This is a genomic window from Pseudomonas sp. FW305-25, assembly GCF_017351415.1.
GTDB lineage: Bacteria > Pseudomonadota > Gammaproteobacteria > Pseudomonadales > Pseudomonadaceae > Aquipseudomonas > Aquipseudomonas chlororaphis.
In genome coordinates, this window is the sequence record NZ_JACNDE010000051.1 from 17,470 (window position 1) to 39,911 (window position 22,442).

At 65.3% G+C, this 22,442-nt stretch carries 21 protein-coding genes; 6 read left to right on the forward strand and 15 right to left on the reverse strand.

The window, feature by feature from the left end; all coding sequences use genetic code 11:
- Positions 1–23: 23 nt before the first annotated feature.
- The 3 genes from J4E58_RS29475 (at position 24) to J4E58_RS29485 (ending at position 2,831) form a co-directional block, all read left to right on the forward strand.
- Positions 24–557: a GNAT family N-acetyltransferase gene (locus tag J4E58_RS29475; RefSeq protein ID WP_087090996.1), complete on the forward strand. Its 534-nt coding sequence runs from the start codon at positions 24–26 to the stop codon at positions 555–557.
- Between the two features lie 224 nt (positions 558–781).
- On the forward strand, positions 782–1,966 hold the full coding sequence (locus J4E58_RS29480) for an MFS transporter (RefSeq protein ID WP_087090997.1): 1,185 nt from the start codon (positions 782–784) through the stop codon (positions 1,964–1,966).
- A 157-nt stretch (positions 1,967–2,123) separates the two neighbouring features.
- Positions 2,124–2,831 (forward strand): HPP family protein, encoded by a 708-nt coding sequence (locus J4E58_RS29485; protein ID WP_007925711.1) that lies wholly within the window; start codon positions 2,124–2,126, stop codon positions 2,829–2,831.
- Between the two features lie 169 nt (positions 2,832–3,000).
- On the opposite strand, the gene J4E58_RS29490 is transcribed toward J4E58_RS29485, so the two are convergent.
- From J4E58_RS29490 to J4E58_RS29525, 8 genes are all read right to left on the reverse strand, one after another.
- The gene (locus J4E58_RS29490) at positions 3,001–3,864 is read right to left on the reverse strand and encodes a LysR family transcriptional regulator (RefSeq protein WP_007925718.1); all 864 of its coding nucleotides are present in this window, start codon (positions 3,862–3,864) and stop codon (positions 3,001–3,003) included.
- A 59-nt stretch (positions 3,865–3,923) separates the two neighbouring features.
- Positions 3,924–4,958 carry an arginine N-succinyltransferase gene (gene astA, locus J4E58_RS29495; RefSeq protein ID WP_087090998.1) on the reverse strand — a complete coding sequence of 345 codons (1,035 nt, stop codon included), beginning with the start codon at positions 4,956–4,958 and terminating at the stop codon, positions 3,924–3,926.
- Positions 4,955–5,893, reverse strand: coding sequence for a citrulline utilization hydrolase CtlX (gene ctlX, locus J4E58_RS29500; protein WP_087090999.1), 939 nt, complete (start codon positions 5,891–5,893; stop codon positions 4,955–4,957). Before ctlX ends, astA begins: the two co-directional genes overlap by 4 nt.
- A 254-nt stretch (positions 5,894–6,147) precedes the next feature.
- Positions 6,148–6,627 carry an Lrp/AsnC family transcriptional regulator gene (locus J4E58_RS29505; RefSeq protein ID WP_007974731.1) on the reverse strand — a complete coding sequence of 160 codons (480 nt, stop codon included), beginning with the start codon at positions 6,625–6,627 and terminating at the stop codon, positions 6,148–6,150.
- A 12-nt stretch (positions 6,628–6,639) separates the two neighbouring features.
- Complete coding sequence (locus J4E58_RS29510; RefSeq protein ID WP_087091000.1) at positions 6,640–7,401, reverse strand: ABC transporter ATP-binding protein; 762 nt, start codon at positions 7,399–7,401, stop codon at positions 6,640–6,642.
- A gap of 60 nt (positions 7,402–7,461) precedes the next feature.
- Positions 7,462–8,172: an ABC transporter permease gene (locus tag J4E58_RS29515; RefSeq protein ID WP_087091001.1), complete on the reverse strand. Its 711-nt coding sequence runs from the start codon at positions 8,170–8,172 to the stop codon at positions 7,462–7,464.
- Complete coding sequence (locus J4E58_RS29520) at positions 8,169–8,894, reverse strand: ABC transporter permease (protein ID WP_087091002.1); 726 nt, start codon at positions 8,892–8,894, stop codon at positions 8,169–8,171. Before J4E58_RS29520 ends, J4E58_RS29515 begins: the two co-directional genes overlap by 4 nt.
- Before the next feature lie 73 nt (positions 8,895–8,967).
- Positions 8,968–9,747, reverse strand: a complete 780-nt coding sequence (locus tag J4E58_RS29525) for a transporter substrate-binding domain-containing protein (RefSeq protein WP_087091003.1) — start codon at positions 9,745–9,747, stop codon at positions 8,968–8,970.
- Between the two features lie 471 nt (positions 9,748–10,218).
- Here J4E58_RS29525 and J4E58_RS29530 point away from each other — a divergent pair, with 471 nt between their 5' ends.
- Both J4E58_RS29530 and J4E58_RS29535 read left to right on the forward strand, forming a co-directional pair.
- Positions 10,219–11,340, forward strand: a complete 1,122-nt coding sequence (locus tag J4E58_RS29530; RefSeq protein ID WP_087091004.1) for an enoyl-CoA hydratase/isomerase family protein — start codon at positions 10,219–10,221, stop codon at positions 11,338–11,340.
- A gap of 3 nt (positions 11,341–11,343) precedes the next feature.
- Entirely contained in the window at positions 11,344–12,495 is a 1,152-nt protein-coding gene (locus tag J4E58_RS29535; RefSeq protein ID WP_087091005.1) for an acyl-CoA dehydrogenase family protein, read from the forward strand.
- Between the two features lie 336 nt (positions 12,496–12,831).
- Here the strand turns inward: J4E58_RS29535 and J4E58_RS29540 are convergent, their stop codons facing one another.
- The 7 genes from J4E58_RS29540 to J4E58_RS29570 form a co-directional block, all read right to left on the reverse strand.
- Positions 12,832–13,605, reverse strand: coding sequence for an enoyl-CoA hydratase (locus J4E58_RS29540; protein ID WP_087091006.1), 774 nt, complete (start codon positions 13,603–13,605; stop codon positions 12,832–12,834).
- Between the two features lie 20 nt (positions 13,606–13,625).
- A complete protein-coding gene (locus tag J4E58_RS29545) occupies positions 13,626–14,753 on the reverse strand; it encodes an acyl-CoA dehydrogenase (protein ID WP_007925734.1) in 1,128 nt (375 codons plus the stop codon).
- 9 nt (positions 14,754–14,762) lie between these two features.
- A complete protein-coding gene (locus tag J4E58_RS29550; protein WP_172962994.1) occupies positions 14,763–15,953 on the reverse strand; it encodes an acetyl-CoA C-acyltransferase in 1,191 nt (396 codons plus the stop codon).
- Positions 15,954–15,962: 9 nt separating this feature from the next.
- Positions 15,963–16,724 (reverse strand): SDR family NAD(P)-dependent oxidoreductase, encoded by a 762-nt coding sequence (locus J4E58_RS29555; RefSeq protein ID WP_087091008.1) that lies wholly within the window; start codon positions 16,722–16,724, stop codon positions 15,963–15,965.
- 18 nt (positions 16,725–16,742) lie between these two features.
- A complete protein-coding gene (locus J4E58_RS29560) occupies positions 16,743–18,407 on the reverse strand; it encodes an AMP-binding protein (protein ID WP_087091009.1) in 1,665 nt (554 codons plus the stop codon).
- Positions 18,408–18,513: 106 nt separating this feature from the next.
- Positions 18,514–18,927 carry a hypothetical protein gene (locus J4E58_RS29565; protein ID WP_087091010.1) on the reverse strand — a complete coding sequence of 138 codons (414 nt, stop codon included), beginning with the start codon at positions 18,925–18,927 and terminating at the stop codon, positions 18,514–18,516.
- Between the two features lie 75 nt (positions 18,928–19,002).
- Positions 19,003–20,019 (reverse strand): AraC family transcriptional regulator, encoded by a 1,017-nt coding sequence (locus tag J4E58_RS29570; protein WP_087091011.1) that lies wholly within the window; start codon positions 20,017–20,019, stop codon positions 19,003–19,005.
- Positions 20,020–20,259: 240 nt separating this feature from the next.
- On the opposite strand from J4E58_RS29570, the gene J4E58_RS29575 reads away from it, so the two are divergent.
- Positions 20,260–22,442, forward strand: a 2,183-nt coding sequence (locus J4E58_RS29575) for a TonB-dependent siderophore receptor (protein ID WP_207255350.1), incomplete at its 3' end; no start/stop codon positions are given.

Consider the following 22,442-nt stretch of genomic DNA (forward strand, 5'->3'; position numbering starts at 1 on the left):
CTGGCTCCTTACACTCGCGCCCCATGACTCTGCAAATCCGCCTGGCCACAGAGGCCGATGCCACCCTGCTCCCCGCCATCGAACGCAGCGCCGCCGCGCTGTTTCGCCGCGACCCCGAACTGGCCTGGCTGGCCGATGCCGAGGTGCCCGACGCCGCGCAGCACCGCGCACATATCCGCCAGCAGCGGGTGTGGGTGGCGGTGCTCGACCAAGAGGTGTGCGCTTTCCTCGACGCCGAAGCCTGCGCCGACGCGCTGCATATCTGGGAGATCTCGGTCGCCAGCGCCGCCCAAGGGCGCGGCATCGGCCGCCGCCTGCTGCAGACGGTGGGCGAACAGGCGCGCCAGCAGGGGTTCAGCGCCCTGACCCTGAGCACCTTCCGCCAGTTGCCGTGGAACGAACCCTTCTACCAGCGCTGTGGCTTCGTCACCCTGGAAGCCGAGCAATTAGGGCCGCGCCTGCGGCAGGTGCTGGTCGAGGAAGCTCGCCATGGCCTGCCGGCGGCCCGGCGCTGCGCCATGCGCCTGACACTGCCTGCCCACCCCATGCAACTGTAGGAGCGAAGCTTGCTCGCGATGACGGCCTGCCAGGTAAATCGATGGTGCATGTGCCGGCCTTATCGCGAGCAAGCTTCGCTCCTACGGAAGATGGGTGCGGTATTTGAGATGGGGTGCGGGCCTGTCTTGAAGTGCTCGCGCAACTGTCAGAGGATGGCAAGCCTGGGGCTGCAGGATCGCTAGGGATTGTCGCCCACTCAGACAACAAGGACTCGTGCACCACCGTGGCCACTTACTCGCTGGTTATCCGCCGCCTGATGATCTGCTCGCTGACCATTGTCGTCAGTCGCGCCATCACCAGCCCCCTGCTCACCCTGTTCCTCAGCGAAAAACTCGGCCTCGACCAGCAGGACGTCGGCCTGCTGCTGGGGGTCGCGGTGTTCATCGCCACGCTGCTCGCGCTGTATGGCGGCTACATCCTCGATCGCCTGGACAAGCGCCGGCTGCTGATCCTGAGCATGCTCTCCAGCGGCATCGGCTTTGTGCTGCTGACCTTCGCCCACAACCTCTACCTGACCACCGCGATCCTGGTGATCACCGAAACCGCCTCGGCGCTGTTCCTGATCGGCTCCAAGGCGATCATCAGCGAAAACCTGCCGGTGAGTCAGCGGGCCAGGGTGTTCTCCCTGCGCTACACCCTGACCAATATCGGCTACGCCACCGGCCCCATGCTCGGCGTGGTGATCGCCGGGCACCTGCCGCTGGCACCGTTCCTGATCGCCGGTGCCATTGCCTTTCTCAGCACCCTGCTGATGCGCGGCATTCCAGCCACGCCGGGCCTGCCCTCGCTGAGCAAGCCGCAGAGTTTCCTCGACACCCTGGTGACCCTGAAAAACGACCGCACGCTGATCATGTTCACCTGCGGCTGCCTGCTCAGCACCATCGTCCATGGGCGCTTCACCCTGTACCTGTCGCAGTACCTGCTGGTCACCGAAGACGCGAAAAGCGCCCTCGACACCATGGCCGCCCTGCTGGCCTGCAACGCCATCAGCGTGATCCTGCTGCAGTACCAGATCGGCCGTTTCCTCAAGCGCGAACAGCTGCGCTACTGGATCGCCGTCGGCACCAGCCTGTTCATCCTCGGCCTGATCGGCTTCAGCCTGGCCGACAGCCTGCTGGGCTGGTGCCTGGCGATGTTCGTCTTCACCCTTGGCGAGATGATCATCTACCCGGCGGAGTTCCTGTTCATCGACACCCTGGCCCCCGAGGCCCTGCGCGGCAGCTATTACGGCGCGCAGAACCTCGCAGCCCTGGGTGGCGCCTTGAGCCCGGTGATCTGCGGCTACCTGCTGGTGCATACCCCGGCGCCGACCATGTTCTATGCCCTGAGCAGCTTGACCGCCCTGGGCGGCCTGCTGTGTTTCATGAGCGGACGGCGGGTGGCCCAGGCCGCCACAGTACAAAAATAATGCACTTAAACAGCATTATTATGAATTTGTAGGCGTTTGGTTTGATCGGCACACTGTGCCGGTTCCTCCCCCCAAATGTTGGAACGTTTCAGGGCTTTCTGGTGCTCCAGACAAGCCCTTCTTTTTGCCCGCAAAACCGGAATTGGATCGCTTCGTCATGCTCGCTCGCTGGAAACCCGCCGCCATCAATACCCGCCCCTCGGAATGGAGCCGCGCCGCGATCGGCATGGCCTTGGGCACGCTGTTCAGTGTCTGGTTGTGCGGCCGGGTGTTCGGCATGGAGGTGGCGCTGCACCTGATCGGGCCGCTGGGGGCTTCGGCGGTGCTGCTGTTCGCGGTGTCGTCGGGGGCGCTGGCGCAACCCTGGTCGATCCTCGGCGGCTACCTGTGCGCCGCCGTCCTGGCGTTGCTGGTGGCCCATGTGCTCGGGCGTACCCTGGGCAGCGCCTGCCTGGCCGCCGGCATGTCCCTGGTGCTGATGTGCTGGCTGCGCTGCCTGCATCCGCCGGCCGGCGCGGTGGCCCTGACGATGGTGCTGGCCGACCCGGCCACCATCGCCCTCGACTGGCAGGCCCTCGGCCCGGTGATGCTGGCGGCCCTGTGCCTGTTGCTCAGCGCCCTGGCCTACAACAACCTGACCCGCATCCGCTACCCCAAGGGCCAGAGCGAACCCGCGACCCAATTGCCCGCCGACCATCCGCCGAGCGATACCCAGGCCATCACCGCCGCCGACCTGAAGCTGGCGCTGGATGAAATGCAGGAATTCTTCGATGTCACCCCGCAAGATCTGGAACAACTGATCCACGCCAGTGAGGCCCATGCGCGCCGGCGCAGTATTGGCGAGGTGTTGGCGCCGCGGGTGTGATCGGGTTACCCGGACAGATCGCGAACCCAGGTTTTGCGGCAACTGCGTTGCCGATCGCAGCCTCGCGGGCTCGGCAGCGGCTACACGGGCTCCGCAATCCCTGTAGCCGCTGCCGCAGGCTGCGCTCGAGCGCGAAGCGGTCGTAAGACCAGGCGCCGCGTTTTACGACTCAGATCATCGGGTCCCAGCGCTGCGACCAGTCGGTGTCGCTGGCGATGACTTCGCGCAGCACCTCGAAGGCCTGCTGCAGCTGCGCCGAATCCCGTTCGCGGGCGTACAGCAGGTAGGTCGGGAAGTTGAACTCCGGAGCCTTTTCCACCCGTTCCAGCACGCCGCTGTCCAGGTAGCTTTGCACCACCCGGGTGCGGAAGTAGCCGCTGCCACCGCCTTCGAGAATGAACTGCAAGGCCAGCGGCCCGAGGTTGAAACCCACCGCGGCCTTGGCCTGGTCCGGCAGCGCCGCGTCGTGCTGGCGGCGGAAATCCTCGCCCCAGTCGATGTACACATAAGGCTCGGGTTTGCCGGCCAGGCGCACCAGGATCAGCTTTTCCTCCAGCAACTGCTCGACCTGCAACCCCGGCCCGTACACCGGCTGGAACACCAGCGCGGCGTCCAGCACGCCAAGTTCCAGCTGGCGTTGCAGGCTCGCGCCCTCGGCGATCTGGCTGCGCACCGCGTGGCTGGGAATCGCTTGGCGCAAGCGCCTTACCCAGTTGAGCATCAGCGGGTTGCACAGGCTGACTTCACCGCCGATGTGCAGCACGTTGCGATAACCGGCCAGCAGCGGCAGGTCGCGCTGGGCGGCTTCCCAGGTCTGCACCAGCTGGTTGGCGTAGACGATGAACGCTTCGCCGTCGGCGGTCAGCCGGGCCCCGGCGCGGTTGCGCACGAACAGCTTGCAGTTGAGCTGGCCTTCGAGGTTCTGCACCCGGGCGCTGATCGCGGTCTGGGTCAGGTGCAAGCGTTCGGCCGCGGCGATCAGGCTGCCGCTGCGGACGATTTGCAAAAAGGTGCGGGCCAGGTCGATGTCCATGTTGCCTCTGGGGCACGAAAGTCGAGCGCCATTGTAGCGGCGCTCGTCGTCCGGTGCGCCTACGCCGCGGACAATTGCCGCTCCGGCACCGCCAGGCTGACCGCGCGTACCGAGGCCCCGGCTGCCAGGCCCAGGGTCTGCGCGGTGCTCGCATCGACGATCAGGGTGCCGGCAGCGACCCGGGCCGGCGCCGCGGTGATCCGGCAGGTGGCGAACTGGCGGTTGTGAATCAGGTAGGGTTCGGCCTGCTCGCCCGGGGTGCCGATGCTCAGTTGCAGCACCTGGCTGTCGCGCACCGCGCGAATCTCGCGGGTATCGCATTCGATCAGCGGCCCGCCGTCGAAGATGTCGATGTAGTCCTTGAAGCCGAACCCCTCGGCCTTGAGCATGCCCAGGGCCGGCTCGGTGTTGGGGTGCACCCGGCCGATCGCCGCCCGGGCCGACTCCGGCAGCAGGCAGGTGGGCAATGGGAACTTGGGCATCAGCTCGGCGATAAAGGTCTTGTTGCCCAGGCCGGTGAGGTAGTCGGCGTCGGCGAAGTCCATCTTGAAGAAATGCCGGCCCAGCCCTTCCCAGAATGGCGACACGCCGTCCGCGTCGGAATAGCCGCGCATCTCGGCGATCACCTTGTCGCCGAAGTGCTGGCGGAACTCGGCCAGGAACAGGAAACGCGCCTTGGACAGCAATCGGCCATTGAGGCCGCTGCGGTGATCGGCATGAAGAAACAGCGAACACAGCTCGGAGTGACCGGTCATGTCGTTGCCCAGGAACAGGGTCGGCAACTGCTGGTTGATCCCGAGGTTTTTCGACGCGGCGACAAACAGCCCGAGCCGGTAGTTGTACCAGGGCTCGCGCATGCCCACGGCGCCGGCCAGGGCGCAGATGCCCACGGCCTCGCCGCTGTCGCCCTCGAGCACGAACAGGTAGTCGGCATCGGCCCGCTCGGCGTCGCCGGCGAAGGTCTTTTCCGCCCATTCCAGGCGCTGGCGCAGGCGCACGGCGTCGGCGGGCAAGGTGGTCAGGCCGGTTCCGGCGCTGTGGGCCAGGGCCAGCAAGGCCGGCAGGTCATTCAGGGTGGCAGGACGAACGATCATCGCGCGTGCTCCAGGTGAGGTTGGCGTTGGGGCAGATAGACTTCGGCGAGCATGCAGCGGGCACTGCCGCCGCCAATGCGTTCGATGGTGTCGATGTTCACCGGCAACGGCCTGGCGTGGCGCTCGACCAGACGGCGCTGCTCGCTATCCAGGGAATTCCAGGCGGTGCGCGACATCACCAGCAGCGGCTCGCCGGCGGCGTTGCGCACTTCGAGCATGTTGCCGGCGAAGGACTCCAACTGGTCCCAGCTCAGGGCCATGATCTGCTTGCCGCTGCTTTCCAGGCGCGAACGCAGCGCCCGGCGTTCACCGGCATCGCTGAGGGACTCCAGGCAGGCCACGGCCAGGCGGCTGCCAACGCTCATCATCACGTTGGTGTGGTAGATGGCCACGCCCTGGCGGTCGACGGCGTTGAACGCGCACAGCTCGTAGCCCAGGTGCGCGACCAGCTGGTCCAGGGCCCGGGCATGGGTGCGGGTGGAATAACCGGCGTAGCAGATCCGCTGTTCGCGATCCAGGACCATGCTGCCGGTGCCTTCGAGGAATACTTCCTGCTGTTCCAGGCTGGACAGGTCCAGCAGTCGCTCGACCCGGTACTCCTCGCGCAGCCAGTCGAGCACACCCTTGTCGCGCTCCAGGCGGCGGTTGTGACCCTGCATCGGGTACAGCACCAGGGTGCCGTCCGGGTGGCTGCTCCACCAGTTGTTGGGAAAGATCGAATCCGGGGTGTGCGGGGCCTCGGCGTCGTTGTGCACCATGACAGTCACGCCCTCGGCCCGTAGCGCCGCGACATAGCCGTCGAACTCTTGCAGGGCCTTGATCTGCACGTCCTCGGAACAGGCCGCGGGACGCTGGAAGCGGTTGTTCGCCGCGGTGTCCTGGTTGAAGGAAAAACGCGTCGGGCGAATCATCAAAACAGTATTGGTGGTTTGCATGGGGCACAGATTCGATGAGGGTTGAGAGGTGCTCATTGTCTGTTCGGGCCGCGAGAAAACCCGGCTGATCCGTGGGGCCTGCCATGCAGGAAATGGCTGAAAGAAGGCTGTGCGGCAGCCGATTCGGTGGGCTGAATCTCAGATGTTTTTTGAACGGGAAAACGTCATCGCGGGCAAGCCTCGCTCCTACAGAAGATTGCGGCGTCTGTAGGAGCGAGGCTTGCCCGCGATGCTTTTAAGGCCGCTGGCGCGGCCTATTCCATGGTGGTCTTGACCATCGCCAGTTCGGGGTGGCTGACCAGCTTGTCGATATGCAGGTCCGGGTCGTCGAACCAGACCTCTGTCAGCACCCGGTAATGCTCCATGTCGCGGCAGCGCATGCGCAGGCTGTAGTCGAAGGCGCCGCTGATCAGCCGGCATTCGAGCACCTGCGGACAGGCGCGGACCTTGGCCTCGAAAGCCTTCTGCGCGGCGCGCCCGCTCTGGTTGGACAACGCGACCAGGACCAGCAGCGACAGGCCGGGCGTGAGTTTCTTCTCGTCGAGAATCGCCCCGTAGCCACGGATGACGCCCAGCTGTTCGAGCTTGCGCACCCGTTCCAGGCACGGCCTGGGAGTCAGGTGCACGCGCTCGGAGAGTTTCTGGTAGGTGATGCGCCCTTCGTGGCGCAGCACCTCGATGATGGCCTGATCGATCCGATCAAGCACGATCGACAGGTCGCGGATGTCCGCCATGGATGTCTTGCCTCACTTCAAACGGCCGGATAAAAACTGCTGTAAACGTTCACTCTGCGGGCGATCGAGAATAGTCGCATCGCCCTGCTCTTCCACCCGCCCCTGGTGCAGGAACAGCACCTGGCTGGAGACCTGGCGGGCGAAGCCCATTTCGTGGGTCACCATCAGCATGGTGCGCCCTTCCTCCGCCAGCGCCTGGATCACCTTGAGCACTTCGCCCACCAGCTCCGGGTCCAGGGCCGAGGTCGGCTCGTCGAACAGCAGGATCTCCGGTTCCACCGCCAGCGCCCGGGCAATCGCCACCCGCTGCTGCTGGCCGCCGGAGAGAAAGGCCGGGTACTGCTCGGCAACCCGCTGCGGCAAACCCACCTTGTCCAGGTAGGCCCGGGCGCTGGCCTCGGCTTCCTTGCGGCTGTTGCCCAGCACCCGGCATGGCGCCAGCATGATGTTCTCCAGCACGGTCAGGTGGCTCCACAGGTTGAAGTGCTGGAACACCATGGCCAGACGCGTGCGCAGGCGCTGCAACTGGGCCGGGCTGGCGACACGCATGCCGCCGGGGGCGGAACGGGTGGCGATACGCTCGCCGTCCAGCTCGATGTGGCCCTCGTCGGCGCGTTCCAGGAAGTTGATACAGCGCAGCATAGTGCTTTTGCCCGAACCGCTGGCGCCGATCATGCTCACCACGTCGCCAGCACGAGCCTGTAACGAGACGCCCTTGAGCACTTCGTTGTCACCAAACCGCTTGTAGAGATTTTCAACGCTCAATTTGTACATGGAACACTCCTGGAGCGTCGCCATCGGCGCGACACCCCGCACGGGAAAGGGAGAAAAGCCTCAGTGCGCCGGCCCGAGGAAACTCAGCCAGCGGCGCTCCGCCAGGCGAAAGGCGCCGACCAGGCCGAAGGACAGGCCCAGGTACAACAGGCCGGCAATGCCGAACGCCTGGAAGGTCATGAAGGTCGCGGCGTTGGCGTCCCGCGCCACCTTGAGAATGTCCGGGATGGTCGCAGTGAAGGCCACGGAGGTGGCGTGCAGCATCAGGATCACTTCGTTGCTGTAGTACGGCAGCGCCCGGCGCAACGCCGACGGCAGGATCAACCGCAGGTACAGGCGCCAGCCGCTGAGCCCGTAGGCATGGGCGGCCTCGATTTCACCGTAGGGAATGCTGCGGATCGCCCCGGCGAAGATCTCCACCGTGTAGGCGCAGGTATTCAGGGTGAAGGCCAGCAAGGTGCAGTTCATCGCGTCGCGGAAGAAGGCTTCCAGCAAGGGCTGGGAACGCACCGCGGCGATGCCGTAGATGCCGCTGTAGCAAATCAGCAATTGGATATACAGCGGCGTGCCACGAAACACGTAGGTGAACAGCTGCACCGGCCAGCGCACCAGGGCCCAGCGCGAGGTGCGCATGATCGCCAGCGGCAGCGACAGGACGAAACCCAGGGCGATGCTCGCCACCAGCAGCCACAGGGTCATGGCCAGCCCGGTGAGGCCATAGCCGTCGCTGAACAGAAAGGGTTTCCAGTATTCCTGAATCAGCTCGATCATCGCGACAGCCCCCGCACACCCTGGTTATAACGCCGCTCGAGTACCCGCAGCAGATAGTTCGAAGCACTGGTGATCAACAAGTACAGGGCACCGGCCAGGAGCAGGAAATCCAGCATATTGAAGGTGCTCTTGCCGGCCTCCTGGGCCACCTTGACCAGGTCCGACAGGCCGATGATCGACACCAGCGCCGTGGCCTTGAGCAGCACCAGCCAGTTGTTGCCCAGGCTCGGCAAGGCGAACCGCATCATTTGCGGGAAGACCACCAGGCGAAACCGCTGCCAGCGGCTCAGGCCAAAGGCCGCACCGGCCTCCTGCTGGCCCCGCGGCACGCTGAGGATCGCGCCGCGGAAGGTCTCGGTGAAGTACGCGCCATAGATAAAACCCAGGGTGACGATGCCGGCCACGAACGGATCGATCTCCATGTAGGGCCAGCCCATGAACTCGGTGAGGCTGCTGAGCCAGCCTTGCAGGCTGTAGAAGATCAGCAGCATCAGCACCAGGTCCGGCACGCCACGGATCAGCGTGGTATAGAAGGTCGCCGGCAAGTTGAACAGGCGCAGCGGCGACAGCTTGGCCGCCGCGCCGAACAGGCCCAGGAGCATGCTCACCAGCAACGACAGCGCCGAGAGTTTCAGGGTCACCCAGGTGCCATGCAGCAACAGTGGGCCATAGCCTTGCAGAGCCGAGAGGTCCAGGCCGAAAAGATTCAGGAAGGTATTCACGCCAGTCACCTTGAATGCGCCACGGCCAGGCCCTGCGTCGTGGTGTCACGACACAGGGCCCAGGGCGTGGGAATCAGTTGTTGTAGAGGTCCAGGTCGCCGAAGTATTTGCGCTGGATCTGTGCGTAGATGCCCTTCTCATGCAGGGCCTTGATCGCGGCATTGAGCATGCCCTTGAGTTCTTCCTGGTCCTTGCGGATACCGATGGCGATTTCCGCGGGCACCAGGGGGTCGCTGATGCCCTGGCTGTTCTGGAAGTCGGCACCCTGGGGCGAAGCGAGGAAACTCATCTGCGCTTGCAGCTTGTCCTGGATCGACGCATCGAGGCGGCCGTACACCAGGTCGGCGTACACCTGGTCCTGGTTCTGGTAGGCCCGCAGTTTCACCCCGCCGGGGGCCAGCTTGGCCTTGGCGTAGGTTTCCTGGATGGTGCCCTGCATGTAGCCGATGGTCTTGCCCCTGAGGGATTCGGCGGTGGGTTCCAGGCCAGAGTCCTTGCGGGTGACGATGGCGGTTGGGCCGGCGTACAGCCGGTCGGTGAAGTCGATCTGTTTCTTGCGCGCCTCGGTGACAGTCATCGAGGATTCGATGGCGTCGAACTTGCCGGCCTTGAGCGCCGGGATCAGCCCGTCGAAATCGTTGCTGACCCACACGCACTTGACCTTGAGCTCGGCACAGATCGCATTGCCCAGGTCCACGCCGAAACCTTGCACGCCACCGTCGGCGGTGGTCGATTCGAACGGTGGATAGCTTGGGTTGACGCCGAATCGCAGCTCTTTCCATTCCTTGGCGCTTGCGCCCGCCGAACAGAATGCCAACGCCAGTACAGGCACAGCCAGCCATTTATTGATCATCTTCAGAGTCCCGGAGTATTTGGATTTATCGTGTTCCGGCGCAGGGCCGAAGCACACTTTTTGACAGGGGCAGAGAGTCGGTGCGGTGTCCACCGCAGCAGGGTTGTTATTGTTTTGGGGGCGGCGCCGGTCGGCCTGCGACCGTGCCTTTCCCGCTCGCGGCGCTGGCGGCCAGCGTCTGCAACGGGTGGCCAGAATGCCAACAGATGAATGGCCCGGGGTGTCGTAACGGGCCGCCCGGACAGCCTGAATCAGCTGATAACGGCTCGCTCACAGCCGATTCTGTCGCGATCCCGCTCCGACGGGCCCCGGATCACCACAAGCAGCATCGAAGACGGCTGCGCCTCATGCAAAAATGCACAGCCAACCTGCAGTTATCCGGGTTGTACATGGCAAATTTGCACTGTTACGATCCCTCATCGTTCGCGCGCGAACACACCTATAAAGAACAATAAAAGCAGGGAGTTAGTGATGACTGCTCAGGTTCCATCCCAGGCCACGCGAGACGCCGGCGCCACGTCGGTCGAGGCCTCGCCACAGGACGTGCTGGCCGAAGTCCGCAACCACATCGGTCACCTGACCCTCAACCGCCCCGTCGGCCTCAATGCCATCACCCTCGGCATGGTGCGCACCCTGCAACGCCAGCTCGATGCCTGGGCCCAGGACCCGCAGGTGCACGCGGTGGTCCTGCGCGGCGCCGGCGAAAAGGCCTTCTGCGCCGGTGGCGATATCCGCACCCTGTACGACAGCTACCAGAACGGTCAGACCCTGCACGAGGAATTCTTCGTCGAGGAATACGCGCTGGACCTGGCGATCCACCGTTACCGCAAGCCGGTGCTGGCGCTGATGGACGGTTTTGTCCTCGGCGGCGGCATGGGCCTGGTCCAGGGCGCCGACCTGCGGCTGGTCACCGAGCGCAGCCGCCTGGCGATGCCGGAGGTCGGCATCGGTTATTTCCCGGATGTCGGCGGCAGTTATTTCCTGTCGCGCATCCCCGGCGAGCTGGGCATCTACCTGGGGGTCAGCGGCGTGCAGATCCGCGCCGCCGACGCCCTGTACTGCGGGCTGGCGGACTGGTACCTGGAGAGCGACCAGCTGAGCCTGCTGGACCAGCGCCTGGACAACCTGCAATGGCACGACACCCCGCTCAAGGACCTGCAGGGCCTGCTGGCCAAGCTCGGTGTGCAGCAACTGCCGGATGCGCCACTGGCGGCGCTGCGCCCGGCCGTCGACCACTTCTTTGCCCAGGCCGATGTACCGAGCATCGTGCAGCAACTGCGCGAAGTGACCCTGGGCGATACTCATGAATGGGCCACCAGCACTGCCGACCTGTTGTCGACCCGCTCGCCCCTGGCCATGGCCGTGACCCTGGAAATGCTCCGGCGCGGCCGCCAGCTGAGCCTGGAACAGTGTTTCGCCCTGGAGCTGCACCTGGACCGCCAGTGGTTCGAGCGCGGCGACCTGATCGAGGGCGTGCGCGCCCTGCTGATCGACAAAGACAAGAACCCACGCTGGAACCCACCGACCCTGCAGGCGCTGGACGCCGCGCATGTGGCGAGTTTCTTCAGCGCTTTCGACCCCAGCCGGAGCTGAGCCATGCACGACATTGAATTGAGCGAAGAGCAGGTGATGATCCGCGACATGGCCCGGGACTTCGCCCGCGGTGAAATCGCCCCCCATGCCCAGGCCTGGGAAAAGGCCGGCTGGATCGACGACACCCTGGTGGCGAAGATGGGCGAACTGGGCCTGCTGGGCATGGTGGTGCCCGAGGAATGGGGCGGCACCTACGTCGACTACGTGGCCTACGCCCTGGCGGTGGAAGAAATCTCCGCCGGCGACGGCGCCACCGGTGCGCTGATGAGCATCCACAACTCGGTGGGCTGCGGGCCGATCCTCAACTACGGCAGCACGGAACAGAAACAGACCTGGCTGGCGGACCTGGCCAGCGGCCAGGCAATCGGCTGCTTCTGCCTGACCGAACCCCAGGCCGGTTCCGAAGCCCACAACCTGCGCACCCGCGCCGAACTCAAGGACGGCCAGTGGGTGATCAACGGCGCCAAGCAGTTCGTCAGCAACGGCAGGCGCGCCAAGCTGGCCATCGTCTTCGCGGTGACCGATCCGGAGCTGGGCAAGAAAGGCCTGTCAGCGTTCCTGGTGCCCACCGACACCCCGGGATTCGTGGTTGACCGCAGCGAACACAAGATGGGCATCCGCGCCTCGGACACCTGCGCGGTGACCTTCAACCAGTGCACCGTCCCCGAAGCCAACCTGCTGGGCGAGCGCGGCAAGGGCCTGGCCATCGCCTTGTCCAACCTCGAAGGCGGTCGCATCGGCATCGCCGCCCAGGCCCTGGGTATCGCCCGTGCCGCGTTCGAAGCGGCGCTGGCCTACGCTCGCGAGCGGGTGCAGTTCGACAAGCCGATCATCGAGCACCAGAGCATCGCCAACCTGCTGGCCGACATGCACACCCGCCTCAACGCCGCGCGCCTGCTGATCCTGCATGCCGCGCGCCTGCGCAGCGCCGGCCAGCCGTGCCTGTCGGAAGCCTCCCAGGCCAAGCTGTTCGCCTCGGAAATGGCCGAGAAGGTCTGCTCCTCGGCGATCCAGATTCACGGCGGCTACGGCTACCTCGAGGACTACCCGGTGGAGCGCTACTACCGGGACGCGCGGATCACCCAGATCTACGAAGGCTCCAGCGAGATCCAGCGCATGCTGATCGCCCGGGAGTTGAAGCACTATCTGTTGTGACCCCAAAAGCTTCGCGGGCAAGCCTCGCTCCTACAGGCGCGCTATGACGCAAACAACACAACCCCGTAGGAGCGAGGCTTGCCCGCGAAAGCATTTCACCCCCCGCCAACCGATGTAGCCGCTGGCGCAGCCTGCGATCGACCGGGACGGTCGCAAGGCGGGCAACGCGGTTCGGTATATGAACCGCGAAGGCCGACAGCGAGTCCTTCGGCCTCGATCGCAGGCTGCGCCAGCGGCTACAGGCACACACGCTGCCCGCGATAGCGTCCGTACAAACACCACACAAAAAAAATCGCAGCCAAGGCTGCGATTTTTCATGGCTAGCGACAACCCGGACTATTTGTCCTTGAACTGCGCCTCACGCTTGGCGATGAACGCCGCCATGCCTTCCTTCTGATCCTCGGTGGCGAAGGCCGCATGGAACACCCTGCGCTCGAAACGCACGCCTTCCGAGAGGCTGACTTCGAAGGCGCGGTTCACGCTTTCCTTGATCATCATGCTCACCGGCACCGATTTGCCGGCGATCAGCGCCGCGACTTTCAACGCCTCGTCCAACAGCTCGTCGGCCGGCACGATGCGCGCGACGATGCCGCAACGCTCGGCTTCCACCGCATCGATAAAACGCCCGGTCAGGCACATTTCCATGGCCTTGGCCTTGCCCACGGCGCGGGTCAGGCGCTGGGTGCCGCCCATGCCCGGCAACACCCCGAGGTTGATTTCCGGCTGGCCGAATTTGGCGTTGTCGCCGGCCAGGATAAAGTCGCACATCAACGCCAGTTCACAGCCACCGCCCAGGGCAAAACCGTTGACCGCGGCGATGATCGGCTTGCGCCGGTTGGCCACCCGGTCGCTGTCGCTGAACAGGTCGTCCATGTAGATCTGCGGGTAGGTCAGCTCGGCCATTTCCTTGATGTCGGCGCCGGCGGCGAAGGCCTTCTTCGAGCCGGTGAGGACGATGCAGCCGATCTGAGGATTGGCTTCCAGGCTGTCCAGGGCCTGGTTCACTTCGCTGACGATCTGCGCGTTGAGGGCGTTCAGCGCCTGCGGGCGATTGAGGGTGATCAGGCCGACGCGGTCCTTGATCTCCAACAGAATGGTTTCGTAACTCATGGATCAGCTCCTGCTAAAAGTCAGAGGTTGCGCGAAATGACCATGCGCTGAATGTCGCTGGTGCCTTCGTAGATCTGGCAGACCCGCACATCGCGGTAGATGCGCTCCAGCGGAAAGTCGTTCAAGTAGCCATAGCCGCCCAGGGTTTGCAAGGCGGCGGAACAGACCTTCTCGGCCATTTCCGAGGCGAACAGCTTGGCCATCGACGCCTCCACCAGCGCCGGCTTGCCGCTGTCGCGCAAGGCCGCGGCGTAGTGCACCATCTGCCGCGCCACGGCGATCTGGGTGGCCATGTCCGCCAGGCGGAAAGCCACCGCCTGATGCTCGATGATCGGCTTGCCGAAGCTCTGCCGTTCGCGGGCGTAGTCACGGGCGGCCTCGAAAGCCGCGCGGGCCATGCCCACCGATTGCGAAGCGATGCCCACGCGACCGCCTTCGAGGTTGGCCAGGGCGATCTTGTAGCCCTCGCCCTCCTCGCCCAGGCGGTTGGCCAGCGGCACCTTCACGTCCTCGAAGAGAATCTGGCAGGTGTCGGAGGCGTGCTGGCCGAGCTTGTCTTCCACCCGCGCGACGCTGTAGCCCGGCGAGTCGGTGGGCACGATAAAGGCGCTGATGCCGCGCTTGCCGGCCGCCGGGTCGGTCACCGCGAACACGATCACCACCCCGGCGTTCTGCCCGGAGGTGATGAACTGCTTGCAGCCGTTGAGCACGTAATGCTCGCCCTCCCGCCGCGCGCGGGTTTTCAGGCTGCTGGCGTCGGAGCCGGCCTGGGGTTCGGTCAGGGCGAAGGCGCCGAGCATGGCGCCGCTGGCCAGGGGCTTGAGGAAACGCTCCTTCTGCTCGTCGTTGCCGAACTTGAGGATCGGCACACACCCCACCGAGTTGTGCACGCTCATGATGGTCGAGCAGGCGCCGTCGCCGGCAGCGATCTCTTCCAGGGCCATGGCGTAGGCCAGGTAACCGGTGTCGCAACCGCCCCACTGCTCCGGCACCAGCATGCCGAAGAAGCCCAGCCCGGCCATCTCGCCGATGGCCTCGCGGGGGAAGCGATGCTCGCGGTCCCATTCGGCGGCGAACGGCTTCAGGCGTTCCTGGGCGAACTGCCGGGCCGCGTCACTGATCTGCTGTTGTTCGTCATTAGGCAGCATGCTGATTCCTTAATACAGGCATTCGACGGCCATGGCCGTGGCTTCGCCGCCACCGATGCAGATGGCCGCGACGCCGCGTTTCAGGCCTTGCTGGCGCAGGGCCGAGAGCAGAGTCACGAGGATCCGTGCGCCGGACGCGCCGATCGGGTGGCCCAGGGCACAAGCGCCGCCGTGGACGTTGACCTTGTCGTGGGGGATTTCCAGCTTCTGCATGGTGACCAGGCTGACCACGGCGAAGGCTTCGTTGATTTCGAACAGCTCGACCTGGTCGATGGACCAGCCGGTTTTCTTCAGCAGCGTCTTGATCGCGCCGACTGGGGCTACAGGGAACAGCCCCGGGGTATCGGCGAACGCCGCGTGACCGTGGATCACCGCCAGCGGTTTGAGGCCACGTTTCTCCGCCTCGGAACGGCGCATCAGCACCAGGGCCGCGGCGCCGTCGGAGATCGAGCTGGAGTTGGCCGCGGTGACGGTGCCGCCGTCGCGGAACGCCGGTTTCAGTGTGGCGATCTTGTCCAGCCTGGCCTTGGGCGGCTGTTCGTCGTCGCTGATGGTCTGCTGTTCCTTGCCGACGGTGACCTGCAGCGGCACGATTTCCGCCTTGAAGCTGCCGTCCTTGATCGCCTGCTGGGCGCGGGTCAGCGAGGCCACGGCGAAGGCATCCTGGGCTTCGCGGCTGAAGCCGTTGGTCTCGGCGCAGTCTTCGGCGAAGGTGCCCATCAGGCGGCCCTTGTCGTAGGCGTCTTCGAGGCCGTCGAGGAACATGTGGTCGAGCACCCGCCCGTGGCCCATGCGATAGCCGCTGCGAGCGCGATCCAGCAGGTACGGCGCGTTGGACATGCTTTCCATGCCGCCGGCGATCACTACGTCGGCGCTGCCGGCCAGCAGCATGTCGTGGGCGGCGATGGTCGCAGCCATGCCGGAGCCGCACATCTTGTTCAGGGTGGTGCAGCGGGTGGCCTTGTCCAGCCCGGCGCCCAGCGCCGCCTGACGGGCCGGCGCCTGGCCGAGACCGGCCGGCAGCACGCAGCCGAACAGCACTTCATCGACCCCGTCACTGGCCACCCCGGCACGCTCGACGGCGGCACGGATAGCGGCGGCGCCGAGCTGCGGCGCGGTCAGGCTTTTCAGTTCGCCCTGGAAGCCGCCCATGGGGGTGCGGACGGCGCTGACGATAACGATCGGATCCTGGTTCATGATCAATCCTCTTTACTTGGCTGCCATGCGCAAGGCGCCGTCGAGACGGATCACCTCGCCATTGAGCATGCTGTTGTTAATGATATGCCCGACCAGCGCGGCGTACTCGTCCGGCTTACCCAGGCGTGGCGGGAACGGCACGCCGGCGGCCAGGGAAGCGCGGACTTCGTCGCTCATGCCGGCCATCATCGGGGTTTCGAAAATGCCCGGGGCGATGGTCATCACCCGGATGCCGAAGCGCGCCAGCTCGCGGGCGGCCGGCAGGGTCAGGCTGGCGATGGCACCCTTGGACGCGGCATAGGCGGCCTGGCCGATCTGTCCGTCGAAGGCCGCCGCCGAGGCGGTGTTGATGATCACCCCGCGCTCGCCGTCGGCGTTCGGCTCGCCTTCGGCAATCGCCGCCGCGGCCAGGCGCATCAGGTTGAAGCTGCCGATCAGGTTGACGTTGATCACCTGGCTGAAGCTGGCCAGGGCATGGGGGCCGTGCTTGCCGAGGATCTTCTCGCCACGCACGATGCCGGCGCAGTTGACCAGCCCGTGCAAGCCGCCGAACGCCTTGAGCGTGGCCTGCACCGCCGCTTCGGCGGCCGCTTCGTCAGTGATATCGGCGACCGTGCTCTGGCAACCGAGCTGGCGCGCCTGGGCCGCGACAGCTTCGGCGTTGAGATCCACCAGCATCACCTGGGCGCCGGCCTTGACCAGCATCTGCGCGGTGGCCGCACCGAGACCGGAAGCGCCGCCGCTGACGAGAAAAACCTTGTTTTCGATGTGCATCATGAGTTCCTGGGTAATTCAGGCCGAAGCCTTGTGCGCCGCGGCCTCTTGAGCCTTGGCGATTTCCTGGTTGCGCAGGATGAAGCGCTGCAACTTGCCGCTTGGGGTTTTCGGCAATTCGCTGACAAATTCGATTTCACGGGGGTACGAGTGCGCGGCCAGGCGCTTGCGCACATGCTGGCGCAGCTCTTCGGCCAGCTCCGGCGCGGCGCGGTACTGCGGGCTGAGCACGACGAAGGCCTTGACCAGCTCGGTGCGCTCCGGATCGGGCTTGCCGATCACCGCCGCCTCGACCACCGCCGGGTGCTCGATCAGCGCGCTCTCGACGTCGAACGGGCCGACCCGGTAACCGGAGGTGGTGATCACGTCGTCGCTGCGCCCGACGAAGCTGATGCTGCCGTCCGGGTTCAGCTCCACGGTGTCGCCGCTGAGGTAGTAGTTGCCGACGAAGGCCTTGGTCACCACGCCGTGGTAGCCGTTGAACCAGCACATCGGCGACTGGCTGCGGTCGATGGCGAGGATCCCCGGCTGGCCGACCGAGAGTTCCTGGTGCTGCTCGTCGAGCACCACGATGCGGTGGCCGGGCGAGGCGAAACCGGCCGCGCCGACATGCACCGGGTGCTCCAGGCCATGGTGGTTGCACAGGACCATGCCCAGCTCGGTCTGGCCGTAATGGTCGTGGATCACCACGCCAAGGTTGTCGGCGAACCAGCGGATCACCTCCGGGTTCAACGGCTCGCCGGCGCTGCTGACGATGCGCAGCTTGCCCTTGATCGAGCGGGCGAACTCGTCGCCGCCGGCGATCAGCAGGCGATACGCGGTCGGTGAACCGGTGAGGTTGCTGATCCCGTATTTGTTGATCACCCGGCAAGTGCTTTCCAGGGTGAAGGGCCCATCGTAGAAGGTGATCGGGTGGCCCAGGCCCAGCGGGCCGGTGACGCCGAAATAGATGCCGTAGGCCCAGCCCGGGTCGGCGACGTTCCAGAACGTGTCTTCGGGGCGCAGGTCGACGGCGTCGCGGGTGTAGCTCTGGAACGCGACGATGGCCTTGAGCGGTACGTACAGGGCTTTGGACGGGCCGGTGGTGCCGGAGGTGAACATCAGCAGGAACGGGTCTTCGCCGGTCAGCAGCACGGGTTCGCACTGCGCCGGGTAATGGGCCAGTTCGGCCCAGAAACTGAAGTCGCCGCGGACGATGCCCTGGCCCTTGGCGCCCGCGACCGTGACGATGGTCGGGCAGTCGGCCACCTCATTGAGCTTTGGCCGGTTGACCGCGTCGGTCACCACCACTTTGGCCCCGGAGCTGTTCAGGCGGTGTTCGATGGCCTTGGGGCCGAAGGCGGTGAACAGCGGCTGGTAGACCGCGCCGATGCGCCAGGTGGCGAGTACCGCGATCAACAGTTCGACGTTGCGCGGCAGCAGGCCGGCGACCTTGTCGCCCTGGCCCACGCCCTGGGCCAGCAGGAAGTTGGCGAAACGCGCGGCCTGGTCCTGCAACTCGCTGAAGGTGTAGGTCGCGCTACTGCCATCGCGGCCCTCCCAGAACAGCGCGATACGCCCCGGCAAAGCGTGCCGGTCACAGCATTCGATGCAGGCATTGAGGGCCGACAAGGAGCCGTGCAGGGCTGCGTCGACGGTGTGCTGATAATTGAAGTGTGCCGTGGCAGACAGGTAATCGCGCATTGCCAGAATCCCTCGCTGTTCTTATTAGGATGGGAACCAATGGGAACCACAAAGACATCGGGCAAATACTGGCGCCACGGCCAGGGCGGGACAATGGTCAAAGCTTTCAAGTTGCGTGACTGGTTTGGCCAAGAACCCCATGGCGATCAAGCCCCTGTAGCCGCTGCCGAGCCTGCGAGGCTGCGTTCGACCGCGCAGCGGTCGCAAGCCGGGCGACGCGTTCTGCCTGACGCACCGCAAGCTCAGGTTTTGCGGCAACTGCGTTGCCGATCGCAGCCTCGCGCTGCTCGGCAGCGGCTACAGGAACCGGCGTGGCCGCTGCGGAGCCTGCGAGGTTGCGCAGCGGTCGCAAGCCGGGTAGCGCGTTCGGCCTGACGCACCGCAAGCTCAGGTTTTGCGGCAACTGCGTTGCGATCGCAGCCTCGCGCTGCTCGGCAGCGGCTACCCAGGTTCCCCGTAGCCGCTGCCGCAGGCTGCGATCGAGGCCGCAGGACTCGCTATCAGCCTTGACGCGGTGCATCAGAGACACCGCGCTGCACGCCTTTGCGACCGTTCCGGTTGATCGCAGCCTGCGACAGCGGCTGCAGGGAGGCGCTCAGGTCGGGTCGTTGAGGATCAGGCTGCGGTAGTGCCCGGGGTTGGAGCCAGACCACTTGCGAAAGGCCTTGTAGAACGAGCTGGCGTCGGCGAAGCCCAGGCGGCTGGCGATTTCCGTGAAGCTGATCTGCGGCTCGGCCAGCCAGGCGATCGCCAGCTCCTTGCGCACCCCGTCCTTGAGTCCCTGGTAGGTCTGCCCTTCTTCCGCCAGGCGGCGGCGCAGGGTCGAGGCCGACATGCACAGGCTGTGGGCCAGGCTCTCGGTTTCCGGCCACTGGGCCGCGGGCAGCTGGCGCAGGTCGTGCTTGATGCGGCTGGCCAGGCTCTCTGGGTCGCGGTATTTGACCAGGATGTTGGCCGGCGCCTGGGCCAGGAAGCGCTTGAGCTCCTCGTCACTGCGCTTGATCGGCAGATCCAGGCAGTCGGCGGCAATGATCATCCGCGTGCGCGGCCGGTCGAAGCGCAGGTTCTGCGAGAACATCACCTGGTAGTCGTCGCAGAAATCCGGTTCCGGGCAGCGCAGCTCGATGGCCAGGATCGGGATGCGCCGCCCGGCCAGCCAGCAGGCCACGCCGTGGACGATCATCCAGTAGGTGAAATAGGTGAAGGCGCGGCGCGGTGCCTGCTCATCCTCCAGCAGGACGATCTCCGCCAGGCTCTGCTGGCGCACCAATTGGGCCGGCAGCCGTTCGAGCATCAGCGACAGGAACGCCAGCCCGGATTCCAGGCCCGCGGCCAGGTTCTGACGGGCCATGGCGGTGCGACAGAGAAACGCCAGGCTGCCGGATTTCAGCTTGCGCGGGTCCATGCCGAAGAACTCGTCGTCCGTGCGCCGGGCCAGCAGGCGCCACAGCCGGGCATAGGCCAGCGCGGGCACGCGGGCGGCGCTGACGTCCAGCTGGGCCGGGTCGATACCGGCCTTGAGCAGCACTTCATCGCTGGTGGCACCCGGGGCGCAGCTTTGCAGCAGCGCTTCGCGCACCAGTTGCATGGAGATGGTGTCTTTTTCCGACATCGCGCTGAACGGCTTCCTGCATAAAGAGATGGCCGGTCATCTTAGGCAGTGACCGGTAAAAAGCCAGAGCGCTTTTATCTAAAGTGCAGCATACGTCCGATACCCAGTAGTGACTTTTACTGGGCTCCCTCTAGAAACGTCCTAAATTTCGCGGGATAGCCACAAGTAGCCCCCTCGCAGCCGTTCTTAGCAATCAATCTCAAATAGGATTCACTCTCACAAAAAAAGAGAGCGTTTCTTATGCAAACGAAAGCCCCATCTGCCTTGCCACAACATCGCCTCCTGGCCTCTACCCTGGGCCTTGCCCTGGCCTCCTGCGCCGGCGCGGCCGAAGCCGGCGAACGGCAGAAATCCCTGCAACTGGACAACATCAAGGTCGAAGCCGAGCAACCCGGTTCCCGCACCGAACGCTCGGCCTCCGCCAAGTACGTGGCGCCGCTGCTGGACACCCCGCAGACCATCACCGTGGTGCCGCCCAAGCTGATCCAGGAACAACAGGCGCTGAGCCTGCGCCAGGTGCTGTCGAACGTGTCCGGCATCACCTTCAATGCCGGCGAAGGCGGTGGCGGCTCGGGGGACAGCATCAACATCCGCGGCTTCTCGGCCAACAGCAACATGCAGATCGACGGCCTGCGCGACAGCGCGCAGACCAACCGTTCCGACACCTTCAACGTCGAGCAGGTGGAAGTCATCAAGGGCCCCAACTCGGTGTTCGGCGGCGCCGGCACCACCGGCGGCAGCATCAACGTGGTCAGCAAGCAGCCCAAGAACCAGGCCTTCACCCGCCTCGGCGGCAGCCTCGGCAGCGACAACTACTACCGCCTGACGCTGGACAGCAACCAGCCGCTGGAAGGTGTCGGCCAGGACAGCGCGGTGCGGATCAACCTGATGGGCCATCAGAACGATGTGCCCGGCCGCGAGAAAATCGACCGCGAGCGCTGGGGCATCGCGCCCTCGTTGCGCCTGGGCTTCAGCGACGCCACCCGGCTGACCCTCAGCGCCTTCCACCAGAGCGACGACAACCTGCCGGACTATGGCGTGCCGGCGCTCGACGGCAAGAAGCTGGCCGGGGTCAAGCGCGATGCCTATTTCGGCTGGAAGAACCTCGACAAGGAAGAGATCGAACAGAACGCCTTCACCGCCGACTTCGAGCATGACTTCAACGACCACCTGCGCCTGCAGAACCTCACGCGCTACAGCCGCACCGCGCGCGACACCGTCGTCTCGGCGTCCCATGTCAACACCAGTGGCCTGCCGGCGGGCCGCTACCGCCCGGCCGGGCCCCAGGCCTACGGGCGCGACGCCACCACCGAAATGTGGATCAACCAGAGCAACCTGATCGGCGACTTCGAGTTCGCCGGCATGCGCCACGACCTGGTGGCGGGCCTGGAACTTTCGCGGGAAACCCTCGACCTGAAGACCTACAACCATGGCCTGAGCACGGCCCTGTATCCGCGCAACGGCTACGCCCTGGGCAGCCCGCCCGGGCGCTGGAACGGCCCGGTCAACAAGGCCACCAGCGGCTACACCGAAACCACCCTCAAGGGCCAGGCGTACTACCTGTTCGATAACATCGCCCTGAGCGAGCGCTGGGACCTCAACTTCGGCCTGCGCTACGACAAGATCAAGGGCGATGTCGACAAATACTCGGCCAGCCATGTGAAGAGCGACAGCCTGGCCTCGGACACGAACAAGGCCAGCGCGCGCACCGGGCTGGTGTTCAAGCCGACCGAGAACGGGCGCATCTATGCCGCCTGGGGCAATTCCTTCAACCCTTCCGCCGAGAACCTGGCCTCCACCGGCGGCGGCTTGAGCAAGGGCAACCAGGACCTGGCGCCGGAGAAGAACGAGACCTGGGAACTGGGCACCAAGTGGGAGCTGCTGGACAAGCGCCTGGAGCTGGACGCCGCACTGTTTCGCGTAGAGAAGAGCAACGCCCGGGAAACCATGGCCGACGGTTCGACCCAACTGGCCGGCAAGCAGCGGGTGCAAGGTGTGGAAGTCGGCGTCACCGGGCATGTCAGCGAGCAGTGGGATGTGTTCGCCAACTACACCTTCCTCGACAGTGAGATCCTCAACGCGGCGAACACCGCCTCGGGCATCGCGCGCAAGGGCCAGGCCCTGGGCAACACGCCGCCGCGCTCGCTCAACCTGTGGACCACCTATGAACTGCCGGCCGGCTGGACCCTGGGTTACGGCACTCGTTATGTCAGCGAGCGCAACGTCAGCTCCAGCACCCGCGCCAAGCTGGATGCCTACTGGGTGCACAACGCCATGCTCGGCTACAAGGTCAACCACAACCTCGACCTGCAGCTGAACGTCAACAACCTGTTCGACAAGGACTATGTGGAGCGGGTGCGCCAGCAGAGCGGCTCGACGACACGCTCCTCGGCCATCGAATACGGCGACGCGCGCGCGGCGAT

Excerpts from the sequence above, each read along its gene's own strand:
- J4E58_RS29475 (WP_087090996.1), top strand. The coding sequence starts at position 24 with ATGACTCTGCAAATCCGCCTGGCCACAGAGGCCGATGCCACCCTGCTC.
- J4E58_RS29485 (WP_007925711.1), top strand. The coding sequence starts at position 2,124 with ATGCTCGCTCGCTGGAAACCCGCCGCCATCAATACCCGCCCCTCGGAA.
- J4E58_RS29490 (WP_007925718.1), bottom strand. The coding sequence starts at position 3,864 with ATGGACATCGACCTGGCCCGCACCTTTTTGCAAATCGTCCGCAGCGGC.
- astA (WP_087090998.1), bottom strand. The coding sequence starts at position 4,958 with ATGATCGTTCGTCCTGCCACCCTGAATGACCTGCCGGCCTTGCTGGCC.
- ctlX (WP_087090999.1), bottom strand. The coding sequence starts at position 5,893 with ATGCAAACCACCAATACTGTTTTGATGATTCGCCCGACGCGTTTTTCC.
- J4E58_RS29505 (WP_007974731.1), bottom strand. The coding sequence starts at position 6,627 with ATGGCGGACATCCGCGACCTGTCGATCGTGCTTGATCGGATCGATCAG.
- J4E58_RS29510 (WP_087091000.1), bottom strand. The coding sequence starts at position 7,401 with ATGTACAAATTGAGCGTTGAAAATCTCTACAAGCGGTTTGGTGACAAC.
- J4E58_RS29515 (WP_087091001.1), bottom strand. The coding sequence starts at position 8,172 with ATGATCGAGCTGATTCAGGAATACTGGAAACCCTTTCTGTTCAGCGAC.
- J4E58_RS29525 (WP_087091003.1), bottom strand. The coding sequence starts at position 9,747 with ATGATCAATAAATGGCTGGCTGTGCCTGTACTGGCGTTGGCATTCTGT.
- J4E58_RS29530 (WP_087091004.1), top strand. The coding sequence starts at position 10,219 with ATGACTGCTCAGGTTCCATCCCAGGCCACGCGAGACGCCGGCGCCACG.
- J4E58_RS29535 (WP_087091005.1), top strand. The coding sequence starts at position 11,344 with ATGCACGACATTGAATTGAGCGAAGAGCAGGTGATGATCCGCGACATG.
- J4E58_RS29540 (WP_087091006.1), bottom strand. The coding sequence starts at position 13,605 with ATGAGTTACGAAACCATTCTGTTGGAGATCAAGGACCGCGTCGGCCTG.
- J4E58_RS29545 (WP_007925734.1), bottom strand. The coding sequence starts at position 14,753 with ATGCTGCCTAATGACGAACAACAGCAGATCAGTGACGCGGCCCGGCAG.
- J4E58_RS29555 (WP_087091008.1), bottom strand. The coding sequence starts at position 16,724 with ATGCACATCGAAAACAAGGTTTTTCTCGTCAGCGGCGGCGCTTCCGGT.
- J4E58_RS29560 (WP_087091009.1), bottom strand. The coding sequence starts at position 18,407 with ATGCGCGATTACCTGTCTGCCACGGCACACTTCAATTATCAGCACACC.
- J4E58_RS29565 (WP_087091010.1), bottom strand. The coding sequence starts at position 18,927 with ATGCACCGCGTCAAGGCTGATAGCGAGTCCTGCGGCCTCGATCGCAGC.
- J4E58_RS29570 (WP_087091011.1), bottom strand. The coding sequence starts at position 20,019 with ATGTCGGAAAAAGACACCATCTCCATGCAACTGGTGCGCGAAGCGCTG.